Consider the following 26,075-nt stretch of genomic DNA (forward strand, 5'->3'; position numbering starts at 1 on the left):
GTTTGCAGCGGTGGAAGGGGCGGTTGCTTTCAACCTGTCGGGCAGATTAACCGAAAATGAACGGCCGGTTCGCGAAGAGTTCAGATTGCAAGGAGCATTCTCCCCCATCGGTTCGACCAAGACGGGCGCAAGCCCTCAACAAGGAGAGAAGACAATGTTCAACTCATTCAAGACGGCAGCCCTTTCGGGTCTCGTAGCTCTCGGCACCCTTGCCGCAGTGCCCGCTCAGGCGGACTCGATCTATCTCGGCTTCGGCAACAACCATGACCGCCGCGTCGGCGTCTACACCGGCGACGATGAGGACGGCTTTCGCCGTGACCGCAATTGGCGCCGCTGCTCGCCGGACCGCGCCCTCGACAAGGCCGAGCGCATGGGCCTGCACCGCGTCCGCATCGTCGATGTCAATCGCCGCGTGGTGAAGGTCGCCGGCCGCCAGTATGGCGATCGCGTAGTGGTCGTGTTCGCCAATGAGCGCGGCTGCCCGGTTATCTATCGCTAGAGAACCAGACTGATCTTCTGCGAAGATCAGTCTGAGATACGACCTTCTGCGAAGGTCGATCCGGAGGCATGTTCCTCTGCGAGGATCAGCCTGGAGTAGCGGCATGACCCTTCTAGGGTCAGCCAGGAGCCCCTTTCCCTCCGCGGAAAGGTGCGGCTCGAAAAAACCCCGGAGGCCAGTCCTCCGGGGCTTTTCATGTCGGAAATCTGCGGTTCCGGCCGACGGGTTCAGCAGAACCGCGCCCGGCCCGGCGGCCTGCTACTTAAGCTCGAATGTAACTGTTACCTGCACGGCGTAGGCATTCTCGCCGGCCTGCACGGGAACCGCGGCGCCTGCCGCATCGAAGGCCTTGGCATTGATCGGCATCGGCGCCGGCGCAACGTTCTGGTCGGTGATTTCCAGCACCCGGCCGATGCTGACGCCGGCGGCTTCGGCCAGCGTCTTGGCCTTGGCCATGGCATCGGCGACCGCCTTCTTGCGGGCTTCGGTGACGGCAGCTTTCGGGTCTTCGTTGGAGAACGAAATGCCTCCGCCCTGATTGACGCCGAGCGACACAGCCTTGTCGAGAATCTCACCTGTTTTGTCGATGTCGCGGATGCGCACCGAGAGTGTGTTGGTCACCTGGTAGGCGACAAGCTCGGCTTCCTGGCTGCCGTCCGGTTTGTTGGTGTAGTTGTAACGCGGGTTGATCTGGATGCCGGCGGTCTGCAGGTCGCGGTCCTTGATCCCTGCCGACTTCATTGCCGCGATCACGGCGGCCATGGCGTCGTTGTTGGCGTCGAGTGCCGCGCGTGCGGTCTTGGCCTCGCGCATGACGCTGAGCGTCAGCAGCGCCAGGTCAGGCGCCACGGTCGACTGGCCTTCACCCGACACGATGATGCGGGGCGGGGGCAGCGAATCGGCAGCGCTTGCCATCGCCGGAAAAGCGATCGCGGCGGCAAGTGCGAGCGGCAAAATATGTCTGGTCATGAAAATCTCCTCGGTGTGCGATCCAGTCGCGCCTGTCGACTAGGGCGCGAATATGGGCTGATTTGGGCGATCTCGGCCAGCCCGTCCGGAAAGCCTTGTGCCGCGCAAGGAAAAACACTAATCCAGCGCGCGTGGGGCCTGTAGCTCAATGGTTAGAGCCGGCGGCTCATAACCGCTTGGTTGGGGGTTCGAGTCCCTCCGGGCCCACCATGACCTTTGATTTTGTTATTAAAAATATGCCTCGGCCCAAAACGTTTTGGGCCCATTATGGGCCCGAAGAAAAGGGCACCCGATATGGGACCCTGCTCATGGTCGGTTGATTTCACTTACTTGACGACGCGCAGCCGCTCGCTGCTTCATCGCATCGCGTTTGGTCTCGCGCTCGTTGATGGCGCGGGCTATGTCGACGGCCATTCGCTTCTTGTTAGCCTCCCGGACATATTCGTCCGTCACCGTCATGGAAGAATGCCCCATCGCCTCCATGATGGCACGCGATTGGATGTTGCATTCGGCGAGATACGTGCCGAAGGTGCGGCGTAGCCCGTGGAGAGTGTAGCCCTCCGGAATGCCGGCCTGCTTGTTCCAATGTGCCATCATGCCGGTGAGGCTCTTTTCCGCGAATGGACGCCCATAGGCATTCTTCAGTACCGTTCCGCCTTTCGAACGTCGAGCGGCGCCAAGGCTTGCGCCAGCTTGTCGAGGATGGGGATAAACATCTCGCGACCGCCGTGACGGTTGCGGTTCTTCTTCTGCCGGAAATCGAAGGCTTCGATCACCTCTAGGGAGCCATCGAACAGTTCGATCTCCTCGAAAACCAAATCGTCCCATTGCAACGAGGCGATATCGCCTCGTCGGTTGCCCAGCCAAAAGGCGAGCGCGTAACAGGTGCGCGGCGGGGAGCCGATCGGATGGCGCGCCTCGAACTTTTCACAAATGGGGACCGGCCACGCGGGATTGGTGGTGGATTTAGGAATGCGGACGCGGATCGACAGTGAGGGATTGTTCTGCGGTTTGATCCATTTCTCAACTTCGATCCCCACCCACAGGAGCTTCTTGATTGCGACCAGCAGGTGCTTGGCAACCGTCCGGTTGGCGGCAAAGGCGCTTTCGACAATCGCACGCAGATGGTCGGCGTCGAGATGTTCTACTGGCGTATCGCGCCAAGTCAGCGGGTAGGCAGGTTCGACCTGCATCCCAAGGAAGCGTTCAATCAGCCTGACATTCTTCCGCTGCGTTGCTTCGTCAAAGTCCAGCCATTCCATAGTCCCTTCAAGTCGCCGCGCTGCATGACCGAACGTCTTTGGCAACGCCCGACCGGGTAGGTCGATGATAATTGCCTTCAGGCCCTGGCTCTGGGTCGCCCTCCGTCATCAACAAGCGATTCGTGTGTCATCGCAGTGTAGAATCACACCCGATTCCGCAGGGCAATACCTATCTTAGCGCCTATGCCGGCCAGGCCGGGATGGTCGTTGGGCAACGTGTTGACGGCACTTGTCTTCACCTCACGCCCAACCCGGTTGAACTGCAGCTGACCGTCGATGTCGTGGCTGAGAATGTCCTTGAGGCTGACCTTGGGCGTCGCCGGTCCAGCTAGGCGTCATTGCATGCCTGGTCGAGAATGAGAGGCTGTCGATCATGCAACTGCTTCATCGGGTCTGCGGCAGGCTCTGTAATGATGGTGCAGCTGGTTATGTCGAGATTGGACTTGTAAGCCCATATGCCTGCAAACGAGAAAGGCGCGTGGCCAGGCTGGTAGATGTGCCAAGGGTCTTTCTTCCCGTCGGCTGGCGATATCGTCCATTCATAGAAGCCACCTGCCGCGATCAGACATCGCTTTGACTTGAAGTCGTCGCGGAACGCTGACGCCGTGTCGGCCCCCTCAATCCACGCATTGAAAGGGACCGGCCACCAATTCCCCATGGGGATATTCGGTGTGCGTCGCAGTCCTAAGAGTGAGAGGGGTGCGCCCGTCTTAGGCCGGAAGGCGTAGTTGCATGCAATTTGAGCCTCAGCTAATGTTGTCCTGTGACGAGAATTCAAACCCCTCGTCAGCTTTTAATGAGATTTTACGCCCGCTGGCTCGCGCCGGCGGGTTTTTTCATCCTACGCGGGAATTTGATAAACGTCGCTTCGGTCTCTGGCTGAACCGGTTCACGCTAATCGACGGCTGTCCGCAGATCGGGCAGGCATAGACATGGTCGCGACGTGGGCTGGCTCGGCGTTGCATCGCTCGCCGGCAATCGGGCCGAGATCGGACAGTTGGTCGTTCAGTTAGGCCTTGTCGACAAGCGGCGTTTTCGCTTGGGTGCAACGTGGCTCTCCACCAAGCGAACGTGCTCGATTTCGACAGTCACCAGCGGCCGATCGGAGGCGCAAGTTTCTACATATCAGGCTCGTTTTGATCGCGCTTGTCGGCGCCCCAGCACGACCCTTATTTCGTTCGCATTTCCGCCTAATGGGCGCTGCAAGCCGGCGCCCTAGTTGCAAGGCTGCCAGCCGCGACCGCCGGCCTTGTTCTTGATGTTCATTCCAGGCCACGAAGGTCGGCCGCGCAACCGCAACCGGAGGCCTACCTATGGGTGAGGTTGTTGGCTAACGCTTGTTCAGCCGCGGGGTCTGGCTTTCGGCCCGGGAAAGGTAGCCGATGGGTTTGCAGCCAATCTGGCTGACCGCTTATCTCTGAGCCAGAGCGACATCGTTTTCCTTGCTAGCAACTCATCGCGGTCGCTATCCGCGCTGCTCTTGCCAGCAATTGCATAGTCGGCCCTGTTGGTTCGAAAGTCCTGTTTCTGCACGGGCATGGTTGCTACTCCCGTCGGCCTCCCCCTCGGCCCGACGGAGCCAGTAGCTGCCGATGCATCGCGAGAGTCTACCAATCGGGGATTGCGTTAAAAATGAAAACACTCAGCGGATGTTAAACGCCGGATTGACCGGCGCGCACCGCACCTGGCTCGCACGGGACAGCGCCGGCAAGGCACCCGTCGACACGCCGCGTCGGGCAATGGGTGACCTTCTGAGTCACGCGTCCGCTTCGGCGTACCCGACAGCGTCCTGGCGGCAGGCGAAGGTCGAGACGACGCTGTCGCTCAGATGCGCCTTGCCTGACATGGCGATGGCTGCAGCACTCTCGGCAGCCCATCTTGCCGCCATCCTGTTCCCTCCGAACCTGCGGCGGCTCTACGTCATCCGCGACAACGATCCGGCCGGTGACGGTGCCAGAGACAGCCTGATGGAGCGCGCGACCGACGCCGGAATCGAGGCAATCGTGCTGTCGCCGGCTATGGAGGACTTCAACTAAGACCTCGGCCGTTTCGGACTTGCCGCCTTCCGTGCCCCGATTGCGGACCAACTGATGCGCAAGGACTGCCTCCGCTATCTGAAGCGGTTTACTTGAGCCGGCAGGGAAGCGTGCGGCGGCGCACGGTGCCGGCGGCGTTGCCTGGATGCGGTAGAGAACCGCGATCCGGCCTTCGAGAGGGCGATCAGCCCACAAGCTCGCCGGCCAGGCAATGGCGGCGGCCGACTATTCTCCGGCGGCGCGCGATTGCTGGCGAAAGCCAGCGATAGGGTGCGACGCCTTTCCATCGCGATGCAAAATAGCCGGCCGCCGCCATCCTTCGCTACGCTCCGGCTCTCCGCTTCGCTTCGGGTGTCCGGCCAACCCGCCCACGGGCTCTCGTCGCCATGAAGGCCGCGAGGGGCGCGGTCAAACCGACGGGAGCATCCCATGGCCGAGCACGACGACACCGAACCGCACCACGCAGCTTCTCCGACCGCTCACATCCTCACCGAACTCCAGCTCTATGGCTGGCGCCCCTATGCCGACGAGCCCGACCCGCGACTGCTTCCCAGCGGCGACCACGTGGCCGGAGCCGTGGCCGACATCTATGACGCTCTCATCGCCACCTTGGCCGACACGCGCCTCGAACCCGACCTCGATGACCTGCTCTGGTCCGTCACCAATGTCTTCCACCGAGCTGTACACCGGATCGAGCGGCAACTGGACGACAACGAGCATGCCCAGCGCTGCCTGCAGCGCGAACAGGATGGCAGCGAGATCAAGGCGGTTGAACTCGAGACACTCACCGCCCAGGGCCAGACCATGATCGACGGCGCGATGCCTTCGACCTGATGCGTGACCAGGCGGCCAACCACTACGATCAGGCCGGCGCAATCTTCGCCGCGAGCAGAACGCGGTTCGCCAATGTGTGGACGCTGAGTTCCTTACGATGTTGGGCGGAGAGATCGAGCGGTTTGAACGCGCCGCCGAGGTCGAGCGAGAGCAACTCGGCGTAGATCGGTCCGACCTCCGAGGGATGTTCCCCGTAACGTTGAACAATCGCGCGAAATTTTTCATCGCGCATGGCTTCGCTGTCGGCGGATGAAAAGCCTGCAAGCCGGCTTAGGCGTTGGATGATGGGGTAGAAGGCTGAGGTGATGTGATAGGGGGAGCACTGCAGCCGGATTAGCTCATGATGGCTCTCATAAAGCCGTTCCTCGAGCGCATCCACGAGGCGCGACTTCCCGATGCCCGCTTCTCCCGACACGAAAACCGCCTGGCCTTGGCCGGCTTCGGCCAACTCCCAGCGCTCGAGCAGAATGCCGATTTCGCTGGTTCGGCCGACGAACTTCGACAAAGCGCGATCGTGCGCTGCGTCGAACCGGCTTTCCACCTCCCGCTCGCCACGAACCGCGAATAGGGCAATAGGCGATTTGAAGCCTTTCAACTCCTGCTCACCGAGGCTCTCGATCTCGAAGGACTGCCCGGCGAGCCGACGCGTGCTGTCGGCAACGACGATCTGACCGGGAGCGGCAGCGCTTTGCAGGCGCGCCGCGAGATTGGGTGTGTCCCCTGCGATTGAGGCGCGCTCGTTCACGCTGCTGCCCGCAATGTCGCCGACCACCACGTGGCCCGATGCGATGCCAATACGCGCCTTCGGTTGCTCGCCGTCGGGCGATTGGATGGCCTCGACTGCGGCGAGGGCCTGGAGGCAGCCCGAATGGAACGCTCTGCGTGATCCTCGTAAGCCATCGGCCACCCGAAATAGGCAAGCACGCCGTCTCCGAGATATTTGGCAACATCGGCCTCGAATTGTGGGGCAGGGAAGGGCGGGCACGCTCCCGAACGTTGATCATGCAGTAGCACGGCTATGACTGACGTCTGTGCACGAAAAGGGAAGGCAGGAAGGAGGGTAGTAGTGACGACGGATATGGCTGGACAGAAATCGGATGGCCTGCTCTTCCACAATCGGAGCCGTGAGGCTCGATCGAATTGCACCCATGATGGATGGAGCGGATAGATAAGTAATATCAGACGTTGCGGGAGACCGTGCAGAAATCGCACACGGAAGTCCTGCTTCTCTTCTTTTTCGTTCCCACGACGGAGCCGCCGACAGCCCCATTCGGACGTTCTTTGCCGACGATATTGCGTTGCAATAGACGTTTGAATACAAACAATCCGACAGGTCCATATCGCATGCTTTATACGCTAAGGGATTGGATTAGCCGAAGCAGGCCCATATCCTCGAAGGAGTCGATGCCATCCAGATCCGGTCTTGCCTCGGCATTTACCCGGGTTTTCCTGCCAATGTCGGTTTTGCGCTCATCCCTTCCTGCACACGTCGATGCGGCCTTGCCGGCGCCGCGCATCCGCTTCTCTCCAGGCGGCTGGCAGGTCCCCAACATGTCCTTGATGTGCCGCGAACGAGCCGCGGCCGCCAGCAAGGGTCCAAGCGATTCTAAGAGGCATTTTGCGCAGCAGATGTTTCAGGGTAAGGTCTGGAAGGAATACGACTGCACCGAAGCCCTTAGCCGCTGCGGGCGTTGTAGATGAGTGCGGATCTCGTCGGTGGCGCGTTCGCCAACGTTGTCCCAGATGTAGAACACGGCGGCAAGGATCAACAGAACTAATCGCATGATCTGCGCCTCGGTAACGTGGTTTGCCCACGGCGCTTAGGCGAGTTGAAGGTTTCGGCCCGAGTCCGCGCGCATCCTCAACACCAGCAGGCGCGTCGCTGCGAATGGCGTCAAAACAATAAGCGCCATCGTGGTGTTGACTAAGAGCGACAGCAAACAGATCGAGCTTTGGGCGTAGCAAACGGATTCCATGACGTTCCCCTTTTCCATCGTTACTGGTGGCCTCCGTGCGGCAAGAATGATCCTGGTTCACGAGAAATACAAGCAGTTGCTAATACGTTGATATTTCCCCTAGGGTTGGGGCAACGATGCGAAATCGACGCCGGTCAGTTGTTTGGATAGCGATTGCCCTTGTCCTGGCGGCGTTGGCGATCACGGCGGCGATCATTGGCTTTCAGAATTTACAGCGCTCGTCACCGATCATGGTCTCGGCTGTCTCGGCCTTTAATACTGGGGGGCTCGTCCCTGGCCCCACGGTTAAGGCGCCCTCGAAAAACCTTGGTGCTGTTGCTACCGGTAGGGATATCTGGCTCGAAGTCTCATGGAAGTTTTTCGGGGAGTTGCGGACGCTAGATACCGTAACTGTCGGCGACCTTCGGGCAAGGCGCCTGGTGCGCAGTCATGATGTGCCCTCAAGCGCCAATTCCGAGGTCTGGTTCATATCAGCCGGCAGCGGCGACATATTGGAAAACACAACGTCGACCGACATCGGGTTCACTTTTGATGGCGGCAACCCGTCTGTCACGGCGCAGATTTACAGAGTGGTTGGAGCTTCTGAGATACCTGCCGCGATAGCTGCAGAAAGCGGCGACAGGATTACCATCACCATTCCAGCCGATGGCATCGCTTTTATCTCGCTCATCGCTTCCGGCACCACCTCCGGGTCCATGAGCAATGTCACCGAAGATTTTAGTGCCCTTTGTGGAAAGGATTTCCTTGGCATCCATGCATCAACAAGTTCGACCTCCGCTGAATCAGAGACTGCTACGTTTTCGGGAAACTCAACGGCAGATTTTGCAGCTGTCGCACTTCAGTCGGCCGCAGCGAGATAGCTAACCAGCCAGCGCCATTCCAAAGCAAACGCCTAGGCCGACAGCGAGGCCAAGGAACAGCTTGGCGGCAAGATCGAGGGCGAAGGCGCGGACTGGGCGCCACACGTCTGAGCGGGGCTCTCTGAGGGCATTGGCGATATCATCGAACACCGTTTCCATGGAATGATTCCAAATCGGAACTCCGGGAATGTGAATCCTCAGTTTGTTCCACTGTCGCCCCATTGGGCAACCTGCACGGTTCACCCGAAACCGTGCAGGCAGCAAAGGTGGCTTAACGCACCACTCTGAAGCCAGTCGACTCCAGCGACGCTAGTGCCGTCTCTGCAAAGGTCGCGCAATTGTCCAAAGGATCATTGTTTTCATAGAGCGTTGGCTTGATAGGCTGCTGCTATGCCTTCAAAAATGGCGGTTAGAACTTGGTCGCGGCCTCTGGCGGCGCCAGCGGCCGGTTCAACAGTCATCTTTGGTGTTTCTGGGTGTTTGCCTTCCATGAGGAACTCGAGGAGCGCCGACACCAGCCACTCGGTGCTGTCCCTGTCCAGGGTCCCGCAAGACTCGGCCGGGCTCGCGTCACCTCGCCGGGCGGTGCGAGCCCACAATCGCGGGCCATCTGGTCCGCTGCTTCAGCTTGGGCTTCATCAGAATGAAGGGCGACATGGTTCATCCGAATGTAGAAATTTGCGTTGGGGGGAGGTGAGAATGAGGCTACCAGGAAATGTGTTGGCTGGGAGAACGCCGAGGTGCAGTGCGGTCCGCGAAAGCGATCAATGAGGTTGAATGCACAGAACGTGCCGCCAAGACAGCCAGGTTGAAATCGCTACGCTTGGCTCAGATCTTGCCAGAGGCCGACCCGCACTTTTCGTTCAACGAGGAACTCGACTGCTCGGTACTTGTCGCCGTGCTGGCTCGGGAACCGCATTATAATCCAAAGCGGCCCGAATCCCATTCTTTCCGGCGGCTGCCCCTGCGACGAGGCCTTTGATCTCCTCAAGCAGCGCCGTTAGGCTTTGTTAACAATCGGCTTTTTTCGCCGTGGCGACCCCACATGGCTCTCAACAACGCGCACGTGCTCGGCGTCGACAGTCACCAGTGGCCGCAGGCTGACGGTTACCTTGTCGCCGATGCGCGTGACCGGGCCGACTAATTCCATATCTGGCCGATCACGGCCTTCGAAGTCGAATCGACAACCGCATGCGGGAAGTCATAGGAGGGAATCGTCACGCTTATGCGATCGGGTGTCACCCGGCCGCGGGCGGGTGCAGTGTCAAGGATGAGAGGTTGCTAACAAATGAGCGTCCGTGGCCTGAGGTTTCTCGATAAGTGGGTAGCCAACAACTGCCCATTGTGGCGCGGGGAGACCCCATCTCGGTTGGCGACTTGAAAGACCAGTTGATGACAGCTGCCGAGAAGGCCGGGATTCCTGCCGACGAGATCAACGGCGAGCTTGAAAGCGTCTTCGAATTGATTATCGAAGTGAATCGTCGTGTCGCCGAAAGGGTGGACTGAGCCTGAGGCTTCCCCGACGTGCCGGTCATGTCCTACATGCCGGACTGCCTGACAAGGGGCTCGCTTACCTAACCGGCCAGCGCCACGCCAATGCCATCTCAGAGCAAATGTAGATCGACACCGCGAATCCGTGAATCCCCGGTTTGTTCTGGTCATGGCTTCTGCGCCGGTCCGGTCACACAGCGCTAGTGCGTTCACCCCTCCGGCTGGGCAGGGTCCGGTTCTTGGTGCCGCTCTCGTTGATTTTCGAGGAACAGCTTGGCGAGTTCGCCCCACTCAGGATGATCCGTGGTTTTATGCTCTTCTACGAACTCGAGGAAAGCCTTGCGCAAAGCGTCAAGGTCGAAAACCCCAAGATGCTCGCCCATACCGTCGTCCATGCCCGCGACTCTCAACGGTATTAGCTTGTCCTCTCGTTTGAGCCTTCAAGAGGGATTCCCTGAGTTTTGGCTTGGGAGCGCCTACATGGTTAATGGCGTGATTGCTGATATGACTATATCTAGGCAGCGCGGGGGCTCTATCTTCGCGCGCGGTGGCCGGTGCGGCCCCACACCCAAAGACTGCAGCGACCATTTCTGTGGATGGGTAGTGCTAGCCGATGCGACATCATGCTGCAGCGATATTTTAGAATCGGCTAATTGTGCAATCGCTAAATTAATGAAATGCGTGAGGAATGTATTTTCCACAGTTCCTGGTCGGCATGTCTGCCACTGCGATCATTGTGGCGATCTGGACCTACATCGAAGCCGGTTCAATTTGGACCGCGCTCGGCTGTGCGGTCCTTGCGCTGATCGTTCTGCAAGTCGGGTACGCCGGGCTGGTCGTTTGCTTGATATACTGGCGATCATCGGAAGCGGCTGACTCGACTAGTCGAATTTCGGTCGCGGCTCAAGAGAACGTCGACGGCATCTGATAGCCCGCGATCATCTCGGCACGGTCACGTGACCCTGGGGCAGCAGTTTTGCCTCGCAGTGCCGCCAGCAAGTGGGCCTACAACGTGTTTGCGGTGACAGACACCTACCCCGAGCTTCGGGCTGAAAGCCCTATCATTGATCCAGACGCGGAACTGGAGGACGGGTGCGTTGTGGTCGCCATGTTTGGAGGCGGTCATCCGCAAACCATGAGCTGGTGCAACAATCACGGGCGAGGCTATGGGGGCCGCTTTGCCGCCAAGGGAAGTCTGCACGAGACGTTCCTTCTCGATTCCCTGGTGTGCGGACGAGGGCCATCTTCTTGCATTCGCATCCTCGGCCGGGTGTTCGGCTACCGGCCGCGCTTCCCGCGCTACAGAACCTGGAACGATCCAGTTTGCTTCTCGAATAATTTGGCTCGCAGCCTCACGGTGGCGGGCTTTTTTGTTGCTCAGCCCCAACGTCTCGACGCCGGGCTGCGGAACGCAAACGTCGTGATGTCGTCACGGGAAATCCCGATGTCGCTGAGCATGTCGTCTGGTGACGCGCTCAACTCGTCCGTTGCCTTCAACAGCGCGTTCTGCTCGGCTCGATGACGGACCCAATCGGCAAGGGGACCAACTGCGACAAGAGGAAGATTCACAAGCATAGGAAGGTTCACAAGCATCGGGACCACTCCCTTTACCCCTGCAGGAAACTGCACGTAGCCTACGCCGATACGTCGATGCGTCTGTGACAAACCTCACAGTCCGATCCGACGGGGCAAAAACTGCCCGGATGCCTGACGGTGGCGGGCTTTTTATATATTAGCAATGCATAAAATTCGAGAAGGTTCATGGCATGGTTGTTAGCAAACTCGCTGCTATCGTGCGACGCAGGTCTCGGTGGATGGTGTGCTGGAATGCGCGGGGCTGGATGGATCAGGGGTCTGATGGAAGCTGACGCTCGCGATCTGCGGAGCGAGATCAGTCGGCTCCAAATAGACTTGATCGCTGCCGCCAACTCTCAGGGTAAATCCAGGCTGCATGACGTCGCGCACACACTGCGATGCCAGAAGGCGCGGCTGGAACGTCTGGAGGAGTGCCTCGCTTCAATGACGTCGAATGTCCGGCCAGAGGCATCCGCAACCCCGCCCGATGAAGGCCGGCCGTAAAAGGCAGCTCATCATTTCCGAAAGAGAACCCGCTGCCTCACGGTGGCGGGCTTTTTATTGCTCAGCCCCTTGCCGGCAGCGTCTTGTCCGTGTTGCGGCGGAAGGTCATGCGAAGCCGGAAATTTTTTTGCCAGGAATGGTCGCCTCCGCGCCGATCGCCGGCTCCCGAGGCAGATCATCACCAGGCGACTCCTGCAAAAGCAGATAGTTTGGGAGACTGTGTGCAGAAAGCGCACAGATTCTTCTTCTCTTCCTTTTTTCGATCTGGAACCTGCCATTAAAGCAACCTTCGATGATCGTGCCAATGTCGTTAGGAGCGCTGGGGAACGCATGGCACGCTGTGCAGGCGCGAACTGAGGCGGGGCGGCGGGCGCGCGGCCGCTAGCAAGAGATCCTGGCGGTCTTCGCCGCACGGGTCGGCGAAACCATTGCCGCGTTATGAACTCGCCGGTGACGATTCGGAAGTCGGCGAGCGCACCATCGACGTCCAGATCAACCGCCTGCGCCGCAAGATCGAGCGCGATCCGTCCAATCCGGTCTGGCTGCAGACGGTACGCGGTATTGGGGACAGGCACCAGTGATCGCCTATGTACGGCGCCATTTTCGGACGAACGTCTTTTTGATGATTGGGAGCGGTGGCGGTTCGGCGCTGATAATTGTTAGTGTCGCCGGTCTGTTGACAACAGCCGCAAACGGGAACGCCACGGCACCAACAATCAATCCAGCCGCCAACCAGGCTACTGTCGACCGGTAATCCTGTATCATAGCCCACCCTCAATAGGCAGATAGACTGCCAGTTCGGCATTAAGCAAAGGTTACGTCGGCGCGCGCTTCGTGCAGCAGAGCGGACTGCCGAGGTTCAATTAAGCTGATCCAGGATTCCGGAGCTGCTCGCCAGCACCAGACTTTTGTAGATCACAAACGCGATCGTGCAGATTGCCGCGACCGAAATCGGCACGCCAAACGGCACGACGCCCTTGCGGTCCAAGTGCTGGACAAAGAGCCGGAAGGCGCCTGCCGGCAGCATAAGCGGGTTTCTCACGATCGCCGCGGTGGCGAGGGCGAGGATCAGCAACAACACTGAAAACATGGCGAGATTGCCGCCGCCGATCAGGAACGGCGTAACCGCCATCAGCTTGACGTCGCCGGCGCCGATCTTTCGCAGGCCCCAGAACGGGAAAAGCATGACAAAAAGCAGAAGCCCGGCAACCGCGCTCAGCCCCATTCCAAACCATGATCTCGAATAGAGCGAGAAAAGCGCAAGCGACCCCAAGCCCAGGCCAAGCAGCAGCAGTACATCGCGATTGGCTATCTTCTGGGTAGTAAAATCGAGCCAGGCGACTCTTGCGAGCAGCGGGACGGTGAGCGCCTTGAGCAGTACCGATCCAAAAAACAGCATGCTACTGCCGCTCGACGTTCTTCACACTGGACGACAGAAGCTTCAGATTGTTGACCACGGTCGGATCGTTGGGCGCCAGTTCATAGGCCTTGAGGAAATTCGCACGTGCGTCCTGCAGCTTGCCGCGCAGCAGGTAGGAATAGCCGACATTGTTGTAATATTCGGGCGACGCGCCAACCAGTTTGAAGGCTCGGGCGTAGGCTCGGTCGGCGAGGTCGAAGCGGTGGATGCGGTCGCTGCAGGCGGCCAGGCCCATCCATGCGCCACCATCGTTGGGTGCCAGTTGCGTCGCCTTGTAGAACAGCGCTCCGGCATTGCCGTAATTTTCCGCCCGGAACTGGTTCTTGGCCTCGGCAACGGCCTGGTCCGAGGCATAATATTCGACGTCACCGACAGTCTTCAGTCCGTCGAACGCATCACCAAACGAAGTCACATCGCCTTTTGAAGGCTCGTTGGTGCGAACGACACCGTCGGTGGTGACCGCCCCGTTCGTCTGGCAGCCGACGAGTGCCGCCATGAACAGGCAGGCCACGACTGCAATTGGCCTTTTCATACAATCTCCCCGTGAGTCCCCCGACCCATATTAGGACCAAAGCATATGCGCAACTAGAAGAAAATGCCCTTCATGCGAATGATCACCGGCAGCATGATGACCATCAGCACGACAGGAAAGATGCACAACCCTAACGGAATCATCATTTTGACGGGCAAGGAGTTGGCCTTCTCCTCTGCCGTCAGGATTCTCTGGCCTCGCATTTCGTCACTGTAGACGCGCAGCGCCTCCGTCAGGCTTGTGCCAAGCTCTTCCGATTGCCTAAACAGCACGGCTAGAGCCCGTGCCTCTTCAAGCCCGATGCGTTCCGCGAGCTCGCGCAGCGCATCCCGCAACGGCTTGCCGGCGCGCAGCTGCAGATTCATGATCGACAACTGAATACCCAGCCATTTGTGCGTGGCGGCAAGTTCCGCGCCGACCCGCTCGACCCCTGCTTCCAAGCTCATGCCGGCGTCCGCGCAGGTGATCATCATGTCCATGAAATCTGGAAACCCGCGACGATAGGTTTCCTTCTGAGCATTCTCGAAGCGATCGAGCAGAATGGCTGGGATCACTATGCACCCCAGCCCCAACAAGGCGGAGCCGGCTAGAGCCACGAAACCGGGTAAATGCGGTGGCAACACCCGGGGCAGGATTGCGTAGGCAGCCAAAAATCCGACACACACGGCGCCGAGCCGCGACAGGGTATAAAGCAACGGAGCGCTCGCTTGATAGAAGCCGGCGCGAAACAGCTTCGCTTCAAGCGCGCTGGGCTCCTGCCGCTCCTTTTCCATTGTTCGAAAATATGCGTCGACAGGTCGCTGCGCCGCAATCCTGGCCAGTTCTTCCTGACCCGCGAGCGAGCGGGCGTCGACCACACCTTCGCCTACAAGGCTTTGCGTGACCAGTTTTCGCGTCTGCAGGGCCGGCAAGAAGACAAGCGCGCCAAACAGGAAAAGCGCCACCGCCGCCACGAAAACGGCGATGGAGACCATGAAGCCCAAGTCGCTGGGGTTGGAAAGCAGGTTAATGGCTCGCTCCTCAGAAGTCGAAATTGACCATTCGATACATGATGAAGTCGCCCAACAGGGCCCACACTCCAAACCCAACAAAAACAGGGACAATCAGCGGGTCGTGCCATACTTTGCCATAATAAGACGGAGCCGTAACCTGAAGGATCAAGAACATCACAATTGGAAACAATGAGATGATCCAGGCCGAGACTCGCCCCTCGGACGAAAGCGCTCTGATTTTCATCCGTAGTTTTTGCCGTTCACGCAGCACGGATGAGAGATTTGCCAGTATTTCGGTGAGATTGCCGCCGGTCTTGGATTGAATTGACAGCGCTATCGAAAGCAGGTGGAGGCCCTCGAATCCTACCCGCTGAGACAGTTTTCGCACGGCCTGTTCCATGCTGAGCCCAAAGGTGATCTCGTCGGACACGATTCCGAATTCGGTTCCCAGGGGGTCGGGCATTTCCCGCGCCACAAGGCCAATTGCCACTGAGGCCGGATGTCCAGCGCGCAGCGAGCGTACGATCATGTCGAGTGCATTCGGGAGTTGCTTCGCAAATTTCTGGATTCGCTTGCTGCGGGCCCGGCGAAGCACGAGAAGGGGCAGCGCAAACCCGACAACAAGAAAAACGACGAGTGCGAGCAAGAACGACTTTCCCAAGACGAATGACAGCAGCAGCGCCAATGCCAAGGAAGCGCAGACGAACATCCCGCCGAATGTCAGCGGATTTCCGGTAATGCCGGACTGGGTATAGAGCCTATTCAGCCCTACCAGGCCAAAAAGAAAGTCCCCCGATTCCGTCAGTCCCCGCTCGCGCAGCAAGTTTTGCAAAGTCCGCTCAGCCGGAATTTCATCTGACAATCTCTTCAACCGACGATTGATCGCCCCGGCTGCCGCACGGCGACCGGCAAAGGAAAGATACAGAGCCTCGCCGGCGAGAATGACCGACGCCGCCGCAAGCACATAGATGAAGTAAAGCAGCCCCTGACCGGTCAGCATCAGAGGGCGACCTGCGGATTGAAGGCGTCCTTGGTGAAATGATGGCCGAGCGTCGCTGCTTCCGCTGCAAACCGGGGCCGGACGCCAGTGGCGCGAAAATCACCTATGATCTTGCCATCGGCCGCGACCTCGCGGCGGACGAATTGATAGATTTCCTGCAGCTGCACGATATTGCCTTCCATGCCGGTAATCTCGGAAATCGACGTTACGCGCCTGCCTCCATCGGCGAGCCGTTGCGTCTGCACGATAATGTCGATGGCCGAAGCAATCTGCGCTCGAATGGAATCGTGCGTCATCGGCATGCCGGCCATGCCGACCATCTGCTCCAGACGCGATATCGCGTCGCGCGGGGTGTTTGCGTGAATAGTGGTCATCGACCCTTCATGGCCGGTGTTCATCGCCTGCAGCATGTCGAAGGCCTCCTCGCCACGAACCTCGCCGACGATGATGCGATCGGGCCGCATGCGCAGCGCGTTCTTGACCAATTCGCGCTGGCGCACCTCGCCCTTGCCCTCGACACTGGGCGGGCGGGTTTCCAGTCGCCCGACATGCGGTTGCTGCAATTGCAGTTCCGCCGCGTCCTCGATGGTGATCAGGCGTTCCCTGGAAGGAATGTAGCTCGACAGCGCGTTAAGCAACGTCGTCTTGCCGCTGCCGGTGCCACCCGAAACCAGAATCGACTTGCGCGCCTGAACGGCAATCCGCAGCAGATCGATCATCGGCTGCTTGATTGAATTGAGCGTCATCAGTCGTTCGAGCGAATACGGATTCTTCGAGAATTTGCGGATTGAAACCAGCGGACCGTCTACCGAGATCGGCCGCACCGCGATGTTGACGCGCGAGCCGTCGTCCAGGCGCGCGTCAACCATTGGCGACGATTCATCGACCCGGCGGCCGATATTGGAGACGATCTTGTTGATGACGCGCAGCAGATGCGCCTCGTCACGAAATCGGATTGCCGTCTCTTCGATCATGCCGCGCCGCTCGATGAAGACACGCTTGTGTGTATTGATCATTATATCCGTGATGGAATCGTCCTTGAGCAGCGGCTCGATCGGACCGAGCCCCAGCATCTCGTCGGCCGTGTCGATGGTCAGTTGATCGAGCTCGCGGGCATTCAGCGGCACGTTTCGACCGCGAACGAACTCACGCACGATCGGCCGGATCTCATTGAGGATTTCATCCTTGGAGGCATTTTCAAGGGCGGTCAGATTGAAGCGATCGATCAGGTGGCGATGAAGCTCGACCTTGAGCGTCAGGAAATCGTCGCCGCGCGATTCAATATCAGCGGTCGGCGAAAGGGCCGGAGCGACAGGCAGCACCGCCGGCTGCTCGGCTCTTGTCGCGACCTGCTGCTCGCTTGGTCCCTTGATAAACCGCCCCAGCATAATCCCTTATACCCCGCTAGCCCCTTATTAGCGGAAACTAAACGTTAACCAAGCGAGGCACAAGCGCTGGAGGGGCTCACGTGAGGCCAATGCTTTCAACATAGTTAAGGAGGACGCCAGAAAAATATCGTTTTATTTCGATCCGCCCGCTTAACCCTCTACCCCAACTTCCACCTCACGGAACCTTTCATGCCGCAACAAATGAGATGCTGGGTGAAAAATCTCCGTAAACCCTTAGATATAAAGGAATATGCAGGTATGCTAATATTTCTATCGTTCTGCCTTGGCTGCGGCCAAATTGTGAACGAATGGTTAAGGAGGGTTGAAAAATCAGCAGAATCAAGCTCTTGTAAGGATTCAAGTCGCCCTTGAACTCGCGAGCATAGGTATTGGAAGGTTAAGGAATTGTTAATCCCGTTTGACTCTGCTTTTTCGCGAGCCTTAGGATTGAGGTGACGGGGGATGCTTGGGTATGGAGTTCATCCTTGGCTCTGTCTCGTCGGGTTCAAACCTCCAAGGGGAGAAATTGACATGAAGAAGCTCATGACGATGACCCGGCAGTTCCGCGACGACGAAAACGGCGCTGCTATGGTCGAATATTCTATCTTGGTCGGCATTATCGCTGCGGCCTCGCTGCTGGCGATCCTGGCCATCGGCGGCTGGGTCGGTGATCAGTTTACAGGCCTTTGCGCCAATCTCGACGGCAAGGGCGTCACGGCTACCGGCGCCACTGGTGGCGATTGCACGCCGTGATATGAAGTGAACTCCCGGGTCGGGATCGATCTCGACCCGGGTTTTTTCTGCATCAGGAAGAAACTAGCATCGTCCTGGGGGGCGATTTTGGGGTGGAGAGATGCGCGCCAATACTCTTATCATGATTGTCCTCGCCGGCGTGTTCGGCGTACTTGCGGTTGTGCTTGCCAATTTTTGGCTGGCGAGCCAGCGCACTGCGATGGCGCAATCCAATGGAGCACAGACCAGTACGGTCGTCGTTGCGGCAATGCCGCTGAAATTCGGCGACACGCTGGATGCGGACAAGCTGCGCGAGATCCCGTGGCCGGCCGGCGCAATACCAGCAGGCGCGTTCAAGACCACCAAGGACGCGATGGCCGGCAACGGCGCAAGGCAGGCGCTGCAGGCTATCAGCGCCAACGAGCCGGTGCTCGCCACCAAGATCACCGGTCCAGGCCAGCGCGCCACACTTTCGGCGGTGCTGGGTGAAGGCATGAAGGCCGTATCCATCCGCGTCAACGACGTGCTTGGCGTCGCCGGCTTCGTCTTCCCGGGTGACCGGGTTGATGTGCTGCTGACGCGCTCGGTGCGCGGCGATGACGGCATGGACAAGAGTTTTGTCGACGTTCTGCTGCAGAGCATGAAGGTGCTCGCCGTAGACCAGGTCGCTGACGTGAGCAAGGACAACCCGACGGTGGTTAAGTCGGTGACACTCGAAGCCACCACAAAGGACGCGCAGAGACTGACGCTGGCCGCCGGTGCGGGGCAGTTGTCTCTTGCACTGCGCCAGGCAGCCGCCAACAAGGGCGAGGCGACCGAACGCGTCACGCTTTCCGATCTGAACGGCGAGACGCCGGACGATGTCGCGAAGAGGCAGGCCGAACTTGACAAACAGGCCGCTGCCGACGCCGCGGCCGCCGCCGAACGCCAGCGCGCGGATGACAAGATCGCCGGATTGGAAAAGGCCGTGGACAGGGTGGGAAACCAACTCGACCAGTTGAGCAAAGTCAAGCCGGTTCCGGCCGTAGTGACGGCACCCGCATCAAAAGAAGTCGTCAAGGAAGTTATCAAGTATTTGGAGCCGGCACCGCCGAAAAATGTTACAGTGGGCGTATTTCGCGGCGTGAAGCTCGAATCCTATGATGTGCCGCGACAACCATAAAGGGACGCGGCGAAGCGGGGCTGCCGGCGGCAGCAGTTTGGGAGACGGGTATGCAGGGGTTTTGGATGAGGGTAGTGGCGGCCGCGCTGTGCTGTTTGGCTGCGCTGCTGACGTCGATTGCGGCGGCTGAAGCAGCCGACCGGTTCATCGACGTATCGAACCCGAGCGTCCATCGCATCTTCCTGCCGATGTCACAGTCGGTGACGCTCCAGGTGAGCGCCAATCTCGGCGACATCGTTGTCGGCGACGAGAAGATCGCCGATGCCCAGCCCATGACCGACCGGACGCTTTATGTCATCGGCAAAGGCGCCGGCACCACCACCGTCAATCTTTTCTCTCCGGAAAAGCGCTCGCTCGGCGTCATCCAGATCGAAGTCGGTGTCGACGTCAGCGACATGGCGCAGGCGATCCGTCAGGTGGCGCCTCGGGCGCGCATCGAGATCGGCTCGATTAACGGCAAGGTCAGGCTCGGCGGTCACGTCAAGGATGGAGCCACGCTGGCGTCAATCCTGGAGGTGGCGCAGCAGTATGGCCCCGACGCCATTATAAATTCCGTCATTGTCGACGACAGCCAGCAGGTCAATCTCGAGGTTCGCGTGCTTGAGGCCAAGCGTAATGCCGGTAGGGATCTTGGTGTTTCAATAAGGAGCACGAATCGCAGCGGCACAACCCGTACAGGCACGGGTGTTGCAGCCGCCGACGAAGATGGCGTGGTGCTTGGCCCGGGCGATCTGCTCAGCGGCCTCTTGTCGGGCAGCAATCCATTTGCGGCTTTGATCACCCGGGTTATCGACAGCAACATCAAGGTGGACCTGATTATCGAAGCACTCGAGGCCAAGGGTGTGGTACGCACGCTGGCTGAGCCCAACCTTACGACGCTTTCGGGCGAGCCGGCCAGCTTCAATGCCGGCGGCGAAGTGCCCATCCGTGTTATCGGCACCGATGGCCAGATAACCATCACGTACAAGCAATTCGGCGTCAATCTGCTGTTCACGCCGGTCGTACTCGACGACGGCAAGATCCATATGAAGCTGGCGCCGGAAGTGAGCGACCTCACCGGCTTCACCACCGCCGGCGACCCGATCTTCACCAACCGCAAGCTTGATACCGTCGTCGAATTGCGCGACGGCCAGAGCTTCGCGGTCGGCGGGCTGTTGTCCAGCAAGACCACCAAGCTGCAGAACCAGGTGCCATGGCTCGGTCAGGTGCCGGTCATCGGGACGCTGTTCCGAAATTCGAGCAACCAGAAGGAAGAGACCGAACTGGTCGTCATCGTCACGCCGCACGTCGTGCGGCCGGTGAAACCCGGCGAACAACTGGCGACCCCGTTCGACAAGACACGGCCGGCCAACGATCCGGAATTCTTCGTGCTCGGTCAGCTGGAGGTGAACAAGGATATGATCCGCAAATACGAAACGGGCGACGGCGTGACCGGACCCTATGGCCACATGCTGGACTTCAAATCGAAGGACAAGATGCTCTATGTCAAGAAATAGCGTCCTGATCCTCCTCTTGTGTGCCGGCGCGCTGTCAAGCTGCGCCGCCGACTATCTGAACCATTACGATTCGGTGACCCTGGCCGCCGGCGACACACAGAAATACAATTCGCTGGCGCAGACGGTCGATCCGTTCAACCCAAACTCGAAGAACACACACATCGAAGGCGACGGCAGGCGGGCTGCCGCTGTTGCCCAGGGCTACAAATTTCCGCCGCCACCACCGCCGCCGCCTGCGATCACGGTCAATGTCGGCGGGGCGGTGAACAACGGAGCGAATTGAACAGAAGGATGCGGTCGCAATGCGCCGGGTGAGCGAGGGGCCTGGTGCAAGGAAGCAGAGAGTAGGGTCATGTTGGGGACCATTAGGGCGTTCTGGAACGATCAACGCGGCATAGCGATGATCCTGGTGGCGATTATGTTGCCGGTGCTTATCGGCTTCGCGTTGCTTGCCATCGATATGAGCCGGGCCAACGGGCTTCACAACGATCTGCAGAAGGGTGTCGATGCGCTTGCGCTTGCGACAGCCGCGGAGCTGGATGGCAAATCGGATTCGATCACCCGGGCCAATCTGGCGAAAACGACCCTTCTGACCAGCCAGACGACCAAGTTTTCGACGTCAGGCGATCACACACTTGCTTTGTCTGACGTGACCATTACCTACCTGACCGGTATACCCGCGAGCGACAGCATAGCATTGGGCGCCGACGGCGTTGACGCGAATGGCGTCAACTGGGCAAGCACCGATCCCAAGGCGGTATCATTTTCCCTGGTGACGGTGAACGCTTCCGGACTTGCCGATGGCGCCGGTGCCTTTGAAACGATCTTCCCCGCCAGCTTTATCGGCAGCAAGGACACCATCGATATCCAGCCACAGGCCGTGGCCGGGTTCGTTCAGTCGATCTGCGAAACCGTGCCGATCTTCATGTGCAACCCGTTCGAGACGTCCGACCCGTTGACTAGTAAGACGATCCAACAGGCCTTTGCATCGGGCGATACTTACAGCCGTGAATTTCGTATTCTCAAAGTCGACAGCAACCCCGGCCCAGGCAACTTTGGCCTGCTGGACAACGGTTTGACGTCGGTACAGGACGGAATGGCCAGGGGATCCGCAGGTACCTGCTACAGTCGCACTTCGCTGACATCCAAAACCGGCGTCACCTTGGGACAGGTCAACACTGGCCTTAACGTCCGCTTCGATCTCTATCAGGGATCTTTGAAAAATAACAAAGACCTTGGCTACCGCCCGGCGAGCAATGTACGCAAGGGAGCCAGCAAGAACAGCAATTGCAACAAGTTTGATGTCGCGACAGATGGTTCCGCAGTGCCTCTGCCGGTTGGCAGCGGCTATGACTCGGCTAAGGGCATGACGCTGCCGATCGCAGCGAATTCGTTCTGGACTGCCTACTGGGCCGCCAACCACAAGAACGCTGCCTATCCGAACCTCCCGGCGAAGACTGACCCGCTCAAGCGTAGCGTTCCCGCGTCCAGGTATGACGTCTACATGTATGAAATCACTGCCGGGATCGTGGCCGACAAGTCGAAAGGGCCTTCAAACGAAGTGGGAACGCCTTCCTGCTACAAGGGAGACCTCACCAAGGCAGATCCGAGCCGCCGGCTGATGAACATGGCCATCATCGATTGCAAGGCGAACCAGGCGAAGCTGAACGGGCACACCGCAGTCCGGCCGGATGGCTATGCCAGCGTCTTCCTAAACAACCCGATCCAGAAGGTGAATCCCAACGACGAGGACAATCCGGAAAGTACCGGCGCCGAAAAACCTATCAGCCTGGAGATCGTCGACGTCGATGGCGGCTTCGCCAACAACACCCTTGTCGACAAAGCATTCCGCAATGAAGCCCAGTTGTATCGGTAGAGCCGACATGACCAAGCTTGGCCAAATCATCCGGCGGTTCCAAGGCGACGAAAGGGGCGCCGCCTTGGTGGAAGTCGCGATCACCGTACCACTCGTCTTGCTGTTGTCGGCCGGTGTGTTCGAGTTCTCCAACGTTTTGAACACGCGCCTGCTCCTTGCAGCAGGCGTTGAGGATGCAGCCCGCTACATGGCGCGCTGCAGTAGCGATTGGGAGACTACTTGCAAGGGTCAGGCCCAAAACCTTGCTGCCAATGGCGCGGTCGTTGGCGGCAGCGCAAGAGTAGCTGGCTGGCTTCCACCGACAGTTTTGATCACCAAGACATCCACTCCTGCGACCGATGGCAGTGGCAACATACTTTATCTAAGTAATAGCGCCAACGTTGATGTTGTGCTGGTCAGCACCACTTTGCCATACAACGGCATGGTGTTCTGGGATTATCTGGGCTTTGGAAGCATCGACATCAAAGTATCGCATCAGGAGCGCGTCTTCGGATGGTGATGAAAGACCGAAGGTTCTGCGCTGAGCAGTCTGGCGCTACGATGGTCGAAATGGCCATCGCCCTGCCATTGCTGTTGACGCTTCTGCTCGGTTTCGTCGATTTCGGCTACGCCTTTTACCAATGGAACGCTGGAAACAAAGCTGTGCAAGCCGGCGCAAGACTCGCGCAGATTTTTACTCCTGTCGCCATCGGGCTTCCATCTGAGACGCTGACGCAGAGCGATATCACCAAGGTCGGCACCGCGGTCCCGGCCGGCACGTATGACTATGTCTGCGCTGCGAGCACAGCAGGTGTCGCTTGCTGCAGTATCGGAGGCGGCTTGTGCAACCCCGTCAACGCGAGCCAGGTCGCGTTCGACGCGATCTATGACGGCACCGCCAACCGTGCCGGAATGCATGACTTTCTGCCGATGCTGGAAAAGTCAGAGGTGCGGATCGAATACGCCGCCTCCGGCCTTGGCTACTGGACGCGGCCCAGCGGGCCGGTGCCGACGATCACCGTAAGCATCAAAAATCATCCCTTCCAATTCTTCTTCCTGGCCGGACTGCTCGGATTCGGAAACATCACCATGCCCTCCATGCTGAGCACGGTCACGGGCGAAGACATGAAGAGCACGTGGACACCATGAACGCCATCAACACCAAGGTTACACCGACTAAGCGAAAGCAGGTGGCGCTGTTCTCGTCGGATGCGAATTTCAAGCGCGATGTGGCGACGCGGCTCGACGCGCTGGCGATCTACGACATCAGGATTTCCGAGACCGGCGACTTCCTCAGGGGTCCGCCCGCGGACACGCGCCCCGGCATCGTCATCCTCGACCTCGGCAATGGCGAGTTGCTCGGCAGGCCGGGCATCGTCGAAGTGCGCGCCCTTTGGGCAACCGTGCCGCTGATCGCGGTCTCGGACGAACTGTCGTCGGAGCAGACGCGTGTGCTGGTGCGCATGAACGCTTCGGACTGGCTGCACAAGCCGCTCGACGGCAAGGAACTGCTCAATGCGGTGACCTTCCACGACACCGGCAACCAGGGAACCAAAAGCCGTATCATCACCTTCATCAGTGCGAGCGGCGGCGCCGGCGCGACGACGCTCGCTCTCTCGGCGGCCGAGTTCCTGTCATCGAAGTCGAAAGAGCGGGCGGCTTCCACTTGTCTGGTCGACCTAGATTTCCAGAGCGCCAATTGCGGCGCCTATCTCAACCAGTTCAACCAGTTCGACCTCGGCGGCATCATCGGCCAGCCGGAGAGGCTCGACGTCGAGCTGATGGATGTCATCAAGCTCTCGCGCCCGTCCGGGCTGACGCTCTATTCCTTCGAGAGGCCGCAATTGCCTTTTGAACCGCAGGGCAGTGATTTTGTCTTCCGGCTGCTGGACCTCGTCGCCTACCGGTTTGACGACATCGTCATCGACCTGCCGAACATCGAGACGCCTTGGCACAATTCCGTGCTGTCGACGAGCGATGAGATCTTCATCGTCTTCGAACTCAACGTCGCCTCGCTGCGGCAAGGCAAACGGCTCTACAAGAAGATCCGTGAGTTGCGTGGTAATGCTGTCAGCATCACGCTGGTGGCCAACAAGCACAAGCGCAAATGGTTCGGCAACCACTTTTCGCGCAGCGAGCTGGAAAAGATCTTCAAGGCGCCGCACATCAAGTCGGTCGCGCTGGACAATGCGCTTCTGACCGATGCGTTGAACCGTGCTATCCTGCCTGCCGAGGTGGATGGGCGTGCGCGCTTCAACAAGGACCTGAAGCGGATGTTCAAAGAGCGGCTCGATGACGCTGCTGCCAAATAGGTATCGGATCGTCCTTGGGTTGGTCTGCGCCATGGGCATGGCGCTGGCGATGTCGGTCCAGGATTTTGCCAGCGCGCGATCGGCACTTTCGGATCGGCCGCCGCTGCCGGCAATGGGGCCCAGCCTGCGCAAGACTGTCGCCTTCGAGACGACCGAACAGCCCGGAACAATCGTTATCCGCAAGGGCGAGAAAGCGCTTTATCTGGTGACCCGACAAGGCCAGGCGCTTCGCTATCAGATCAGCGTCGGACGCGACGGATTTGGCTGGACCGGGGTAGTCAAGGTGGGGGCGAAGACCGAATGGCCGGAATGGCACCCACCCCGCGAAATGCGCGCCCGCCAGCCGGACCTGCCGCAAATGGTGCCTGCCGGTCCTTACAATCCACTCGGCGCCAGGGCGCTCTATCTGCTTCGGAACGGGCGTGACACGCTCTATCGGATACACGGAACCAACGATCCCAAGGGTGTTGGCTTCGATGGAACATCGGGGTGTTTTCGCCTTACCAACACCGATGTGATCGATCTCTTCAGGCGCGTCGCGATCGGCGCAAAGGTGGTGGTTCAATGACGATGATCAGCGAACCGGACATGCCGGCAATCGAGATTGGGACAGCAACCCACATTGGAGAGCAAGCTGCCGTTGTGAAACCGAGCGACAGAAGCATTGTCGGCGCCGTCATCATCGGCACGTCCCTGCTCACCTTGGTGAACATAATAGCCGCAGTCTATCTCTACCGCGGCATCAGCGATATGCGCTTTCTGGAAGGGCGCCTGGAACAACTCGGGACGTTTGAACAACGAATCGGGGGCCGGCTGGACACGGTCAACAACGGTTTTCAGAGCCGATTTGAAAAACTGGACACTCAACTGCAGAGCAGCTTTGGCGAAATCAACCGGAGCATAGCCCGGCTGGAACAGAACCAGCCTATTGTCCATGACGAAATCACGTCGAGCGCAGCGGAACCTTCCGTCGACACGACCAGCAGCATGGCGGAGGCGCCTGCTGTTCTCGATGGTGAAGACGCGACCGAGCCCAGCGTCGTCGATACACCGCGTCCGCCCAAAAGGAGGATTGCAGCTGCAGCGCCTGCCCCCAGCCCCGACTACCAGCGCATAGAGCAGGCCGACGGCAAGGTTTACTACCGGAAGATCAACTAACGCCGGAAAAAGGTGGGGCTAT

Annotated in this window: 28 protein-coding genes, 1 tRNA gene and 3 pseudogenes; 19 read left to right on the forward strand and 13 right to left on the reverse strand. The window is 59.2% G+C overall.

Going from position 1 to position 26,075, the window contains the following annotated elements; translation table 11 throughout:
* Positions 1-154 precede the first annotated feature (154 nt).
* Positions 155-499 (forward strand): hypothetical protein, encoded by a 345-nt coding sequence (locus NKJ75_RS14650; RefSeq protein ID WP_023672466.1) that lies wholly within the window; start codon positions 155-157, stop codon positions 497-499.
* A 258-nt stretch (positions 500-757) separates the two neighbouring features.
* On the opposite strand, the gene NKJ75_RS14655 is transcribed toward NKJ75_RS14650, so the two are convergent.
* Positions 758-1,468 (reverse strand): SIMPL domain-containing protein, encoded by a 711-nt coding sequence (locus NKJ75_RS14655; protein WP_023672467.1) that lies wholly within the window; start codon positions 1,466-1,468, stop codon positions 758-760.
* A 134-nt stretch (positions 1,469-1,602) separates the two neighbouring features.
* Between NKJ75_RS14655 and NKJ75_RS14660 the strand changes: the two genes are divergently transcribed.
* A tRNA-Ile gene (locus NKJ75_RS14660) sits at positions 1,603-1,678 on the forward strand.
* Between the two features lie 96 nt (positions 1,679-1,774).
* On the opposite strand, the gene NKJ75_RS14665 is transcribed toward NKJ75_RS14660, so the two are convergent.
* The 3 genes from NKJ75_RS14665 to NKJ75_RS14675 form a co-directional block, all read right to left on the reverse strand.
* A complete protein-coding gene (locus tag NKJ75_RS14665) occupies positions 1,775-2,113 on the reverse strand; it encodes a tyrosine-type recombinase/integrase (protein ID WP_245265772.1) in 339 nt (112 codons plus the stop codon).
* Positions 2,110-2,730 (reverse strand): site-specific integrase, encoded by a 621-nt coding sequence (locus tag NKJ75_RS14670; RefSeq protein WP_245265777.1) that lies wholly within the window; start codon positions 2,728-2,730, stop codon positions 2,110-2,112. Before NKJ75_RS14670 ends, NKJ75_RS14665 begins: the two co-directional genes overlap by 4 nt.
* A 328-nt stretch (positions 2,731-3,058) precedes the next feature.
* Positions 3,059-3,388, reverse strand: coding sequence for an SOS response-associated peptidase family protein (locus NKJ75_RS14675; protein WP_023833479.1), 330 nt, complete (start codon positions 3,386-3,388; stop codon positions 3,059-3,061).
* A 994-nt stretch (positions 3,389-4,382) separates the two neighbouring features.
* On the opposite strand from NKJ75_RS14675, the pseudogene NKJ75_RS14680 reads away from it, so the two are divergent.
* Together NKJ75_RS14680 and NKJ75_RS14685 are read left to right on the forward strand one after the other, a co-directional pair.
* Positions 4,383-4,862 (forward strand): annotated as a pseudogene (locus NKJ75_RS14680) (toprim domain-containing protein); the annotation flags it as partial.
* Between the two features lie 333 nt (positions 4,863-5,195).
* Positions 5,196-5,632 (forward strand): annotated as a pseudogene (locus NKJ75_RS14685) (hypothetical protein); the annotation flags it as partial.
* Here the strand turns inward: NKJ75_RS14685 and NKJ75_RS14690 are convergent.
* Both NKJ75_RS14690 and NKJ75_RS14695 read right to left on the reverse strand, forming a co-directional pair.
* Positions 5,629-6,585: an AAA family ATPase gene (locus tag NKJ75_RS14690; RefSeq protein ID WP_352499861.1), complete on the reverse strand. Its 957-nt coding sequence runs from the start codon at positions 6,583-6,585 to the stop codon at positions 5,629-5,631. The pseudogene NKJ75_RS14685 and the gene NKJ75_RS14690 sit on opposite strands and share 4 nt — an antisense overlap.
* Before the next feature lie 649 nt (positions 6,586-7,234).
* Positions 7,235-7,384: a hypothetical protein gene (locus NKJ75_RS14695; protein WP_023833475.1), complete on the reverse strand. Its 150-nt coding sequence runs from the start codon at positions 7,382-7,384 to the stop codon at positions 7,235-7,237.
* Between the two features lie 308 nt (positions 7,385-7,692).
* Here NKJ75_RS14695 and NKJ75_RS14700 point away from each other — a divergent pair, with 308 nt between their 5' ends.
* Complete coding sequence (locus NKJ75_RS14700) at positions 7,693-8,436, forward strand: hypothetical protein (RefSeq protein WP_352499862.1); 744 nt, start codon at positions 7,693-7,695, stop codon at positions 8,434-8,436.
* Here the strand turns inward: NKJ75_RS14700 and NKJ75_RS14705 are convergent, their stop codons facing one another.
* Positions 8,437-8,595, reverse strand: coding sequence for a hypothetical protein (locus NKJ75_RS14705; RefSeq protein WP_023706897.1), 159 nt, complete (start codon positions 8,593-8,595; stop codon positions 8,437-8,439). It abuts the gene before it with no gap.
* A gap of 1,161 nt (positions 8,596-9,756) precedes the next feature.
* On the opposite strand from NKJ75_RS14705, the gene NKJ75_RS14710 reads away from it, so the two are divergent.
* On the forward strand, positions 9,757-9,942 hold the full coding sequence (locus NKJ75_RS14710) for a DUF768 domain-containing protein (protein ID WP_081726024.1): 186 nt from the start codon (positions 9,757-9,759) through the stop codon (positions 9,940-9,942).
* A gap of 194 nt (positions 9,943-10,136) precedes the next feature.
* Here NKJ75_RS14710 and NKJ75_RS14715 read toward each other — a convergent pair whose 3' ends face one another.
* A complete protein-coding gene (locus tag NKJ75_RS14715) occupies positions 10,137-10,322 on the reverse strand; it encodes a hypothetical protein (protein ID WP_023833470.1) in 186 nt (61 codons plus the stop codon).
* A 293-nt stretch (positions 10,323-10,615) separates the two neighbouring features.
* Between NKJ75_RS14715 and NKJ75_RS14720 the strand changes: the two genes are divergently transcribed.
* The 3 genes and pseudogenes from NKJ75_RS14720 to NKJ75_RS14730 all read left to right on the forward strand — a co-directional run.
* The gene (locus NKJ75_RS14720; RefSeq protein ID WP_023706903.1) at positions 10,616-10,855 is read left to right on the forward strand and encodes an exopolysaccharide production repressor protein; all 240 of its coding nucleotides are present in this window, start codon (positions 10,616-10,618) and stop codon (positions 10,853-10,855) included.
* Positions 10,856-10,948: 93 nt separating this feature from the next.
* The gene (locus NKJ75_RS14725) at positions 10,949-11,449 is read left to right on the forward strand and encodes a hypothetical protein (RefSeq protein ID WP_155923512.1); all 501 of its coding nucleotides are present in this window, start codon (positions 10,949-10,951) and stop codon (positions 11,447-11,449) included.
* Positions 11,450-12,391: 942 nt separating this feature from the next.
* A pseudogene (locus tag NKJ75_RS14730) lies at positions 12,392-12,587 on the forward strand (winged helix-turn-helix domain-containing protein); the annotation flags it as partial.
* Positions 12,588-12,865: 278 nt separating this feature from the next.
* On the opposite strand, the gene NKJ75_RS14735 reads toward NKJ75_RS14730, so the two are convergent.
* Genes NKJ75_RS14735 through NKJ75_RS14755 form a run of 5 tightly spaced genes read right to left on the reverse strand, consistent with a single transcriptional unit; the run spans position 12,866 to position 17,338 of the window.
* Complete coding sequence (locus NKJ75_RS14735; protein WP_023744408.1) at positions 12,866-13,405, reverse strand: prepilin peptidase; 540 nt, start codon at positions 13,403-13,405, stop codon at positions 12,866-12,868.
* A gap of 1 nt (position 13,406) precedes the next feature.
* The gene (locus NKJ75_RS14740; RefSeq protein ID WP_352499863.1) at positions 13,407-13,958 is read right to left on the reverse strand and encodes a tetratricopeptide repeat protein; all 552 of its coding nucleotides are present in this window, start codon (positions 13,956-13,958) and stop codon (positions 13,407-13,409) included.
* A gap of 53 nt (positions 13,959-14,011) precedes the next feature.
* The gene (locus NKJ75_RS14745) at positions 14,012-14,932 is read right to left on the reverse strand and encodes a type II secretion system F family protein (RefSeq protein WP_245265748.1); all 921 of its coding nucleotides are present in this window, start codon (positions 14,930-14,932) and stop codon (positions 14,012-14,014) included.
* 46 nt (positions 14,933-14,978) lie between these two features.
* Positions 14,979-15,950, reverse strand: coding sequence for a type II secretion system F family protein (locus tag NKJ75_RS14750; protein ID WP_023744411.1), 972 nt, complete (start codon positions 15,948-15,950; stop codon positions 14,979-14,981).
* Positions 15,950-17,338 carry a TadA family conjugal transfer-associated ATPase gene (locus NKJ75_RS14755; RefSeq protein ID WP_023833467.1) on the reverse strand — a complete coding sequence of 463 codons (1,389 nt, stop codon included), beginning with the start codon at positions 17,336-17,338 and terminating at the stop codon, positions 15,950-15,952. The genes NKJ75_RS14750 and NKJ75_RS14755 overlap by 1 nt, the downstream gene beginning before the upstream one ends.
* A 531-nt stretch (positions 17,339-17,869) precedes the next feature.
* Here NKJ75_RS14755 and NKJ75_RS14760 point away from each other — a divergent pair.
* From NKJ75_RS14760 to NKJ75_RS14805, 10 genes are all read left to right on the forward strand, one after another.
* Positions 17,870-18,091 carry a Flp family type IVb pilin gene (locus tag NKJ75_RS14760; protein WP_023833466.1) on the forward strand — a complete coding sequence of 74 codons (222 nt, stop codon included), beginning with the start codon at positions 17,870-17,872 and terminating at the stop codon, positions 18,089-18,091.
* A gap of 100 nt (positions 18,092-18,191) precedes the next feature.
* On the forward strand, positions 18,192-19,232 hold the full coding sequence (gene cpaB, locus NKJ75_RS14765; protein ID WP_352499864.1) for a Flp pilus assembly protein CpaB: 1,041 nt from the start codon (positions 18,192-18,194) through the stop codon (positions 19,230-19,232).
* A gap of 50 nt (positions 19,233-19,282) precedes the next feature.
* Entirely contained in the window at positions 19,283-20,728 is a 1,446-nt protein-coding gene (locus NKJ75_RS14770) for a type II and III secretion system protein family protein (RefSeq protein WP_352499865.1), read from the forward strand.
* Positions 20,715-21,011 carry a hypothetical protein gene (locus NKJ75_RS14775; protein ID WP_023744416.1) on the forward strand — a complete coding sequence of 99 codons (297 nt, stop codon included), beginning with the start codon at positions 20,715-20,717 and terminating at the stop codon, positions 21,009-21,011. Before NKJ75_RS14770 ends, NKJ75_RS14775 begins: the two co-directional genes overlap by 14 nt.
* 69 nt (positions 21,012-21,080) lie before the next feature.
* Positions 21,081-22,604, forward strand: a complete 1,524-nt coding sequence (locus NKJ75_RS14780; protein WP_081726023.1) for a TadE/TadG family type IV pilus assembly protein — start codon at positions 21,081-21,083, stop codon at positions 22,602-22,604.
* 7 nt (positions 22,605-22,611) lie between these two features.
* Positions 22,612-23,103, forward strand: a complete 492-nt coding sequence (locus tag NKJ75_RS14785; protein WP_023744418.1) for a TadE/TadG family type IV pilus assembly protein — start codon at positions 22,612-22,614, stop codon at positions 23,101-23,103.
* Positions 23,103-23,732 (forward strand): TadE/TadG family type IV pilus assembly protein, encoded by a 630-nt coding sequence (locus NKJ75_RS14790; RefSeq protein ID WP_280806705.1) that lies wholly within the window; start codon positions 23,103-23,105, stop codon positions 23,730-23,732. Before NKJ75_RS14785 ends, NKJ75_RS14790 begins: the two co-directional genes overlap by 1 nt.
* Positions 23,729-24,895 (forward strand): CpaE/TadZ family protein, encoded by a 1,167-nt coding sequence (locus tag NKJ75_RS14795; RefSeq protein ID WP_023833461.1) that lies wholly within the window; start codon positions 23,729-23,731, stop codon positions 24,893-24,895. Before NKJ75_RS14790 ends, NKJ75_RS14795 begins: the two co-directional genes overlap by 4 nt.
* Positions 24,876-25,463: a L,D-transpeptidase gene (locus NKJ75_RS14800; RefSeq protein ID WP_023833460.1), complete on the forward strand. Its 588-nt coding sequence runs from the start codon at positions 24,876-24,878 to the stop codon at positions 25,461-25,463. The genes NKJ75_RS14795 and NKJ75_RS14800 overlap by 20 nt, the downstream gene beginning before the upstream one ends.
* Entirely contained in the window at positions 25,460-26,053 is a 594-nt protein-coding gene (locus tag NKJ75_RS14805; RefSeq protein ID WP_023681011.1) for a hypothetical protein, read from the forward strand. Before NKJ75_RS14800 ends, NKJ75_RS14805 begins: the two co-directional genes overlap by 4 nt.
* The last annotated feature ends 22 nt before the right edge of the window (positions 26,054-26,075 follow it).

This window comes from Mesorhizobium sp. M0058, from assembly GCF_040323095.1.
GTDB lineage: Bacteria > Pseudomonadota > Alphaproteobacteria > Rhizobiales > Rhizobiaceae > Mesorhizobium.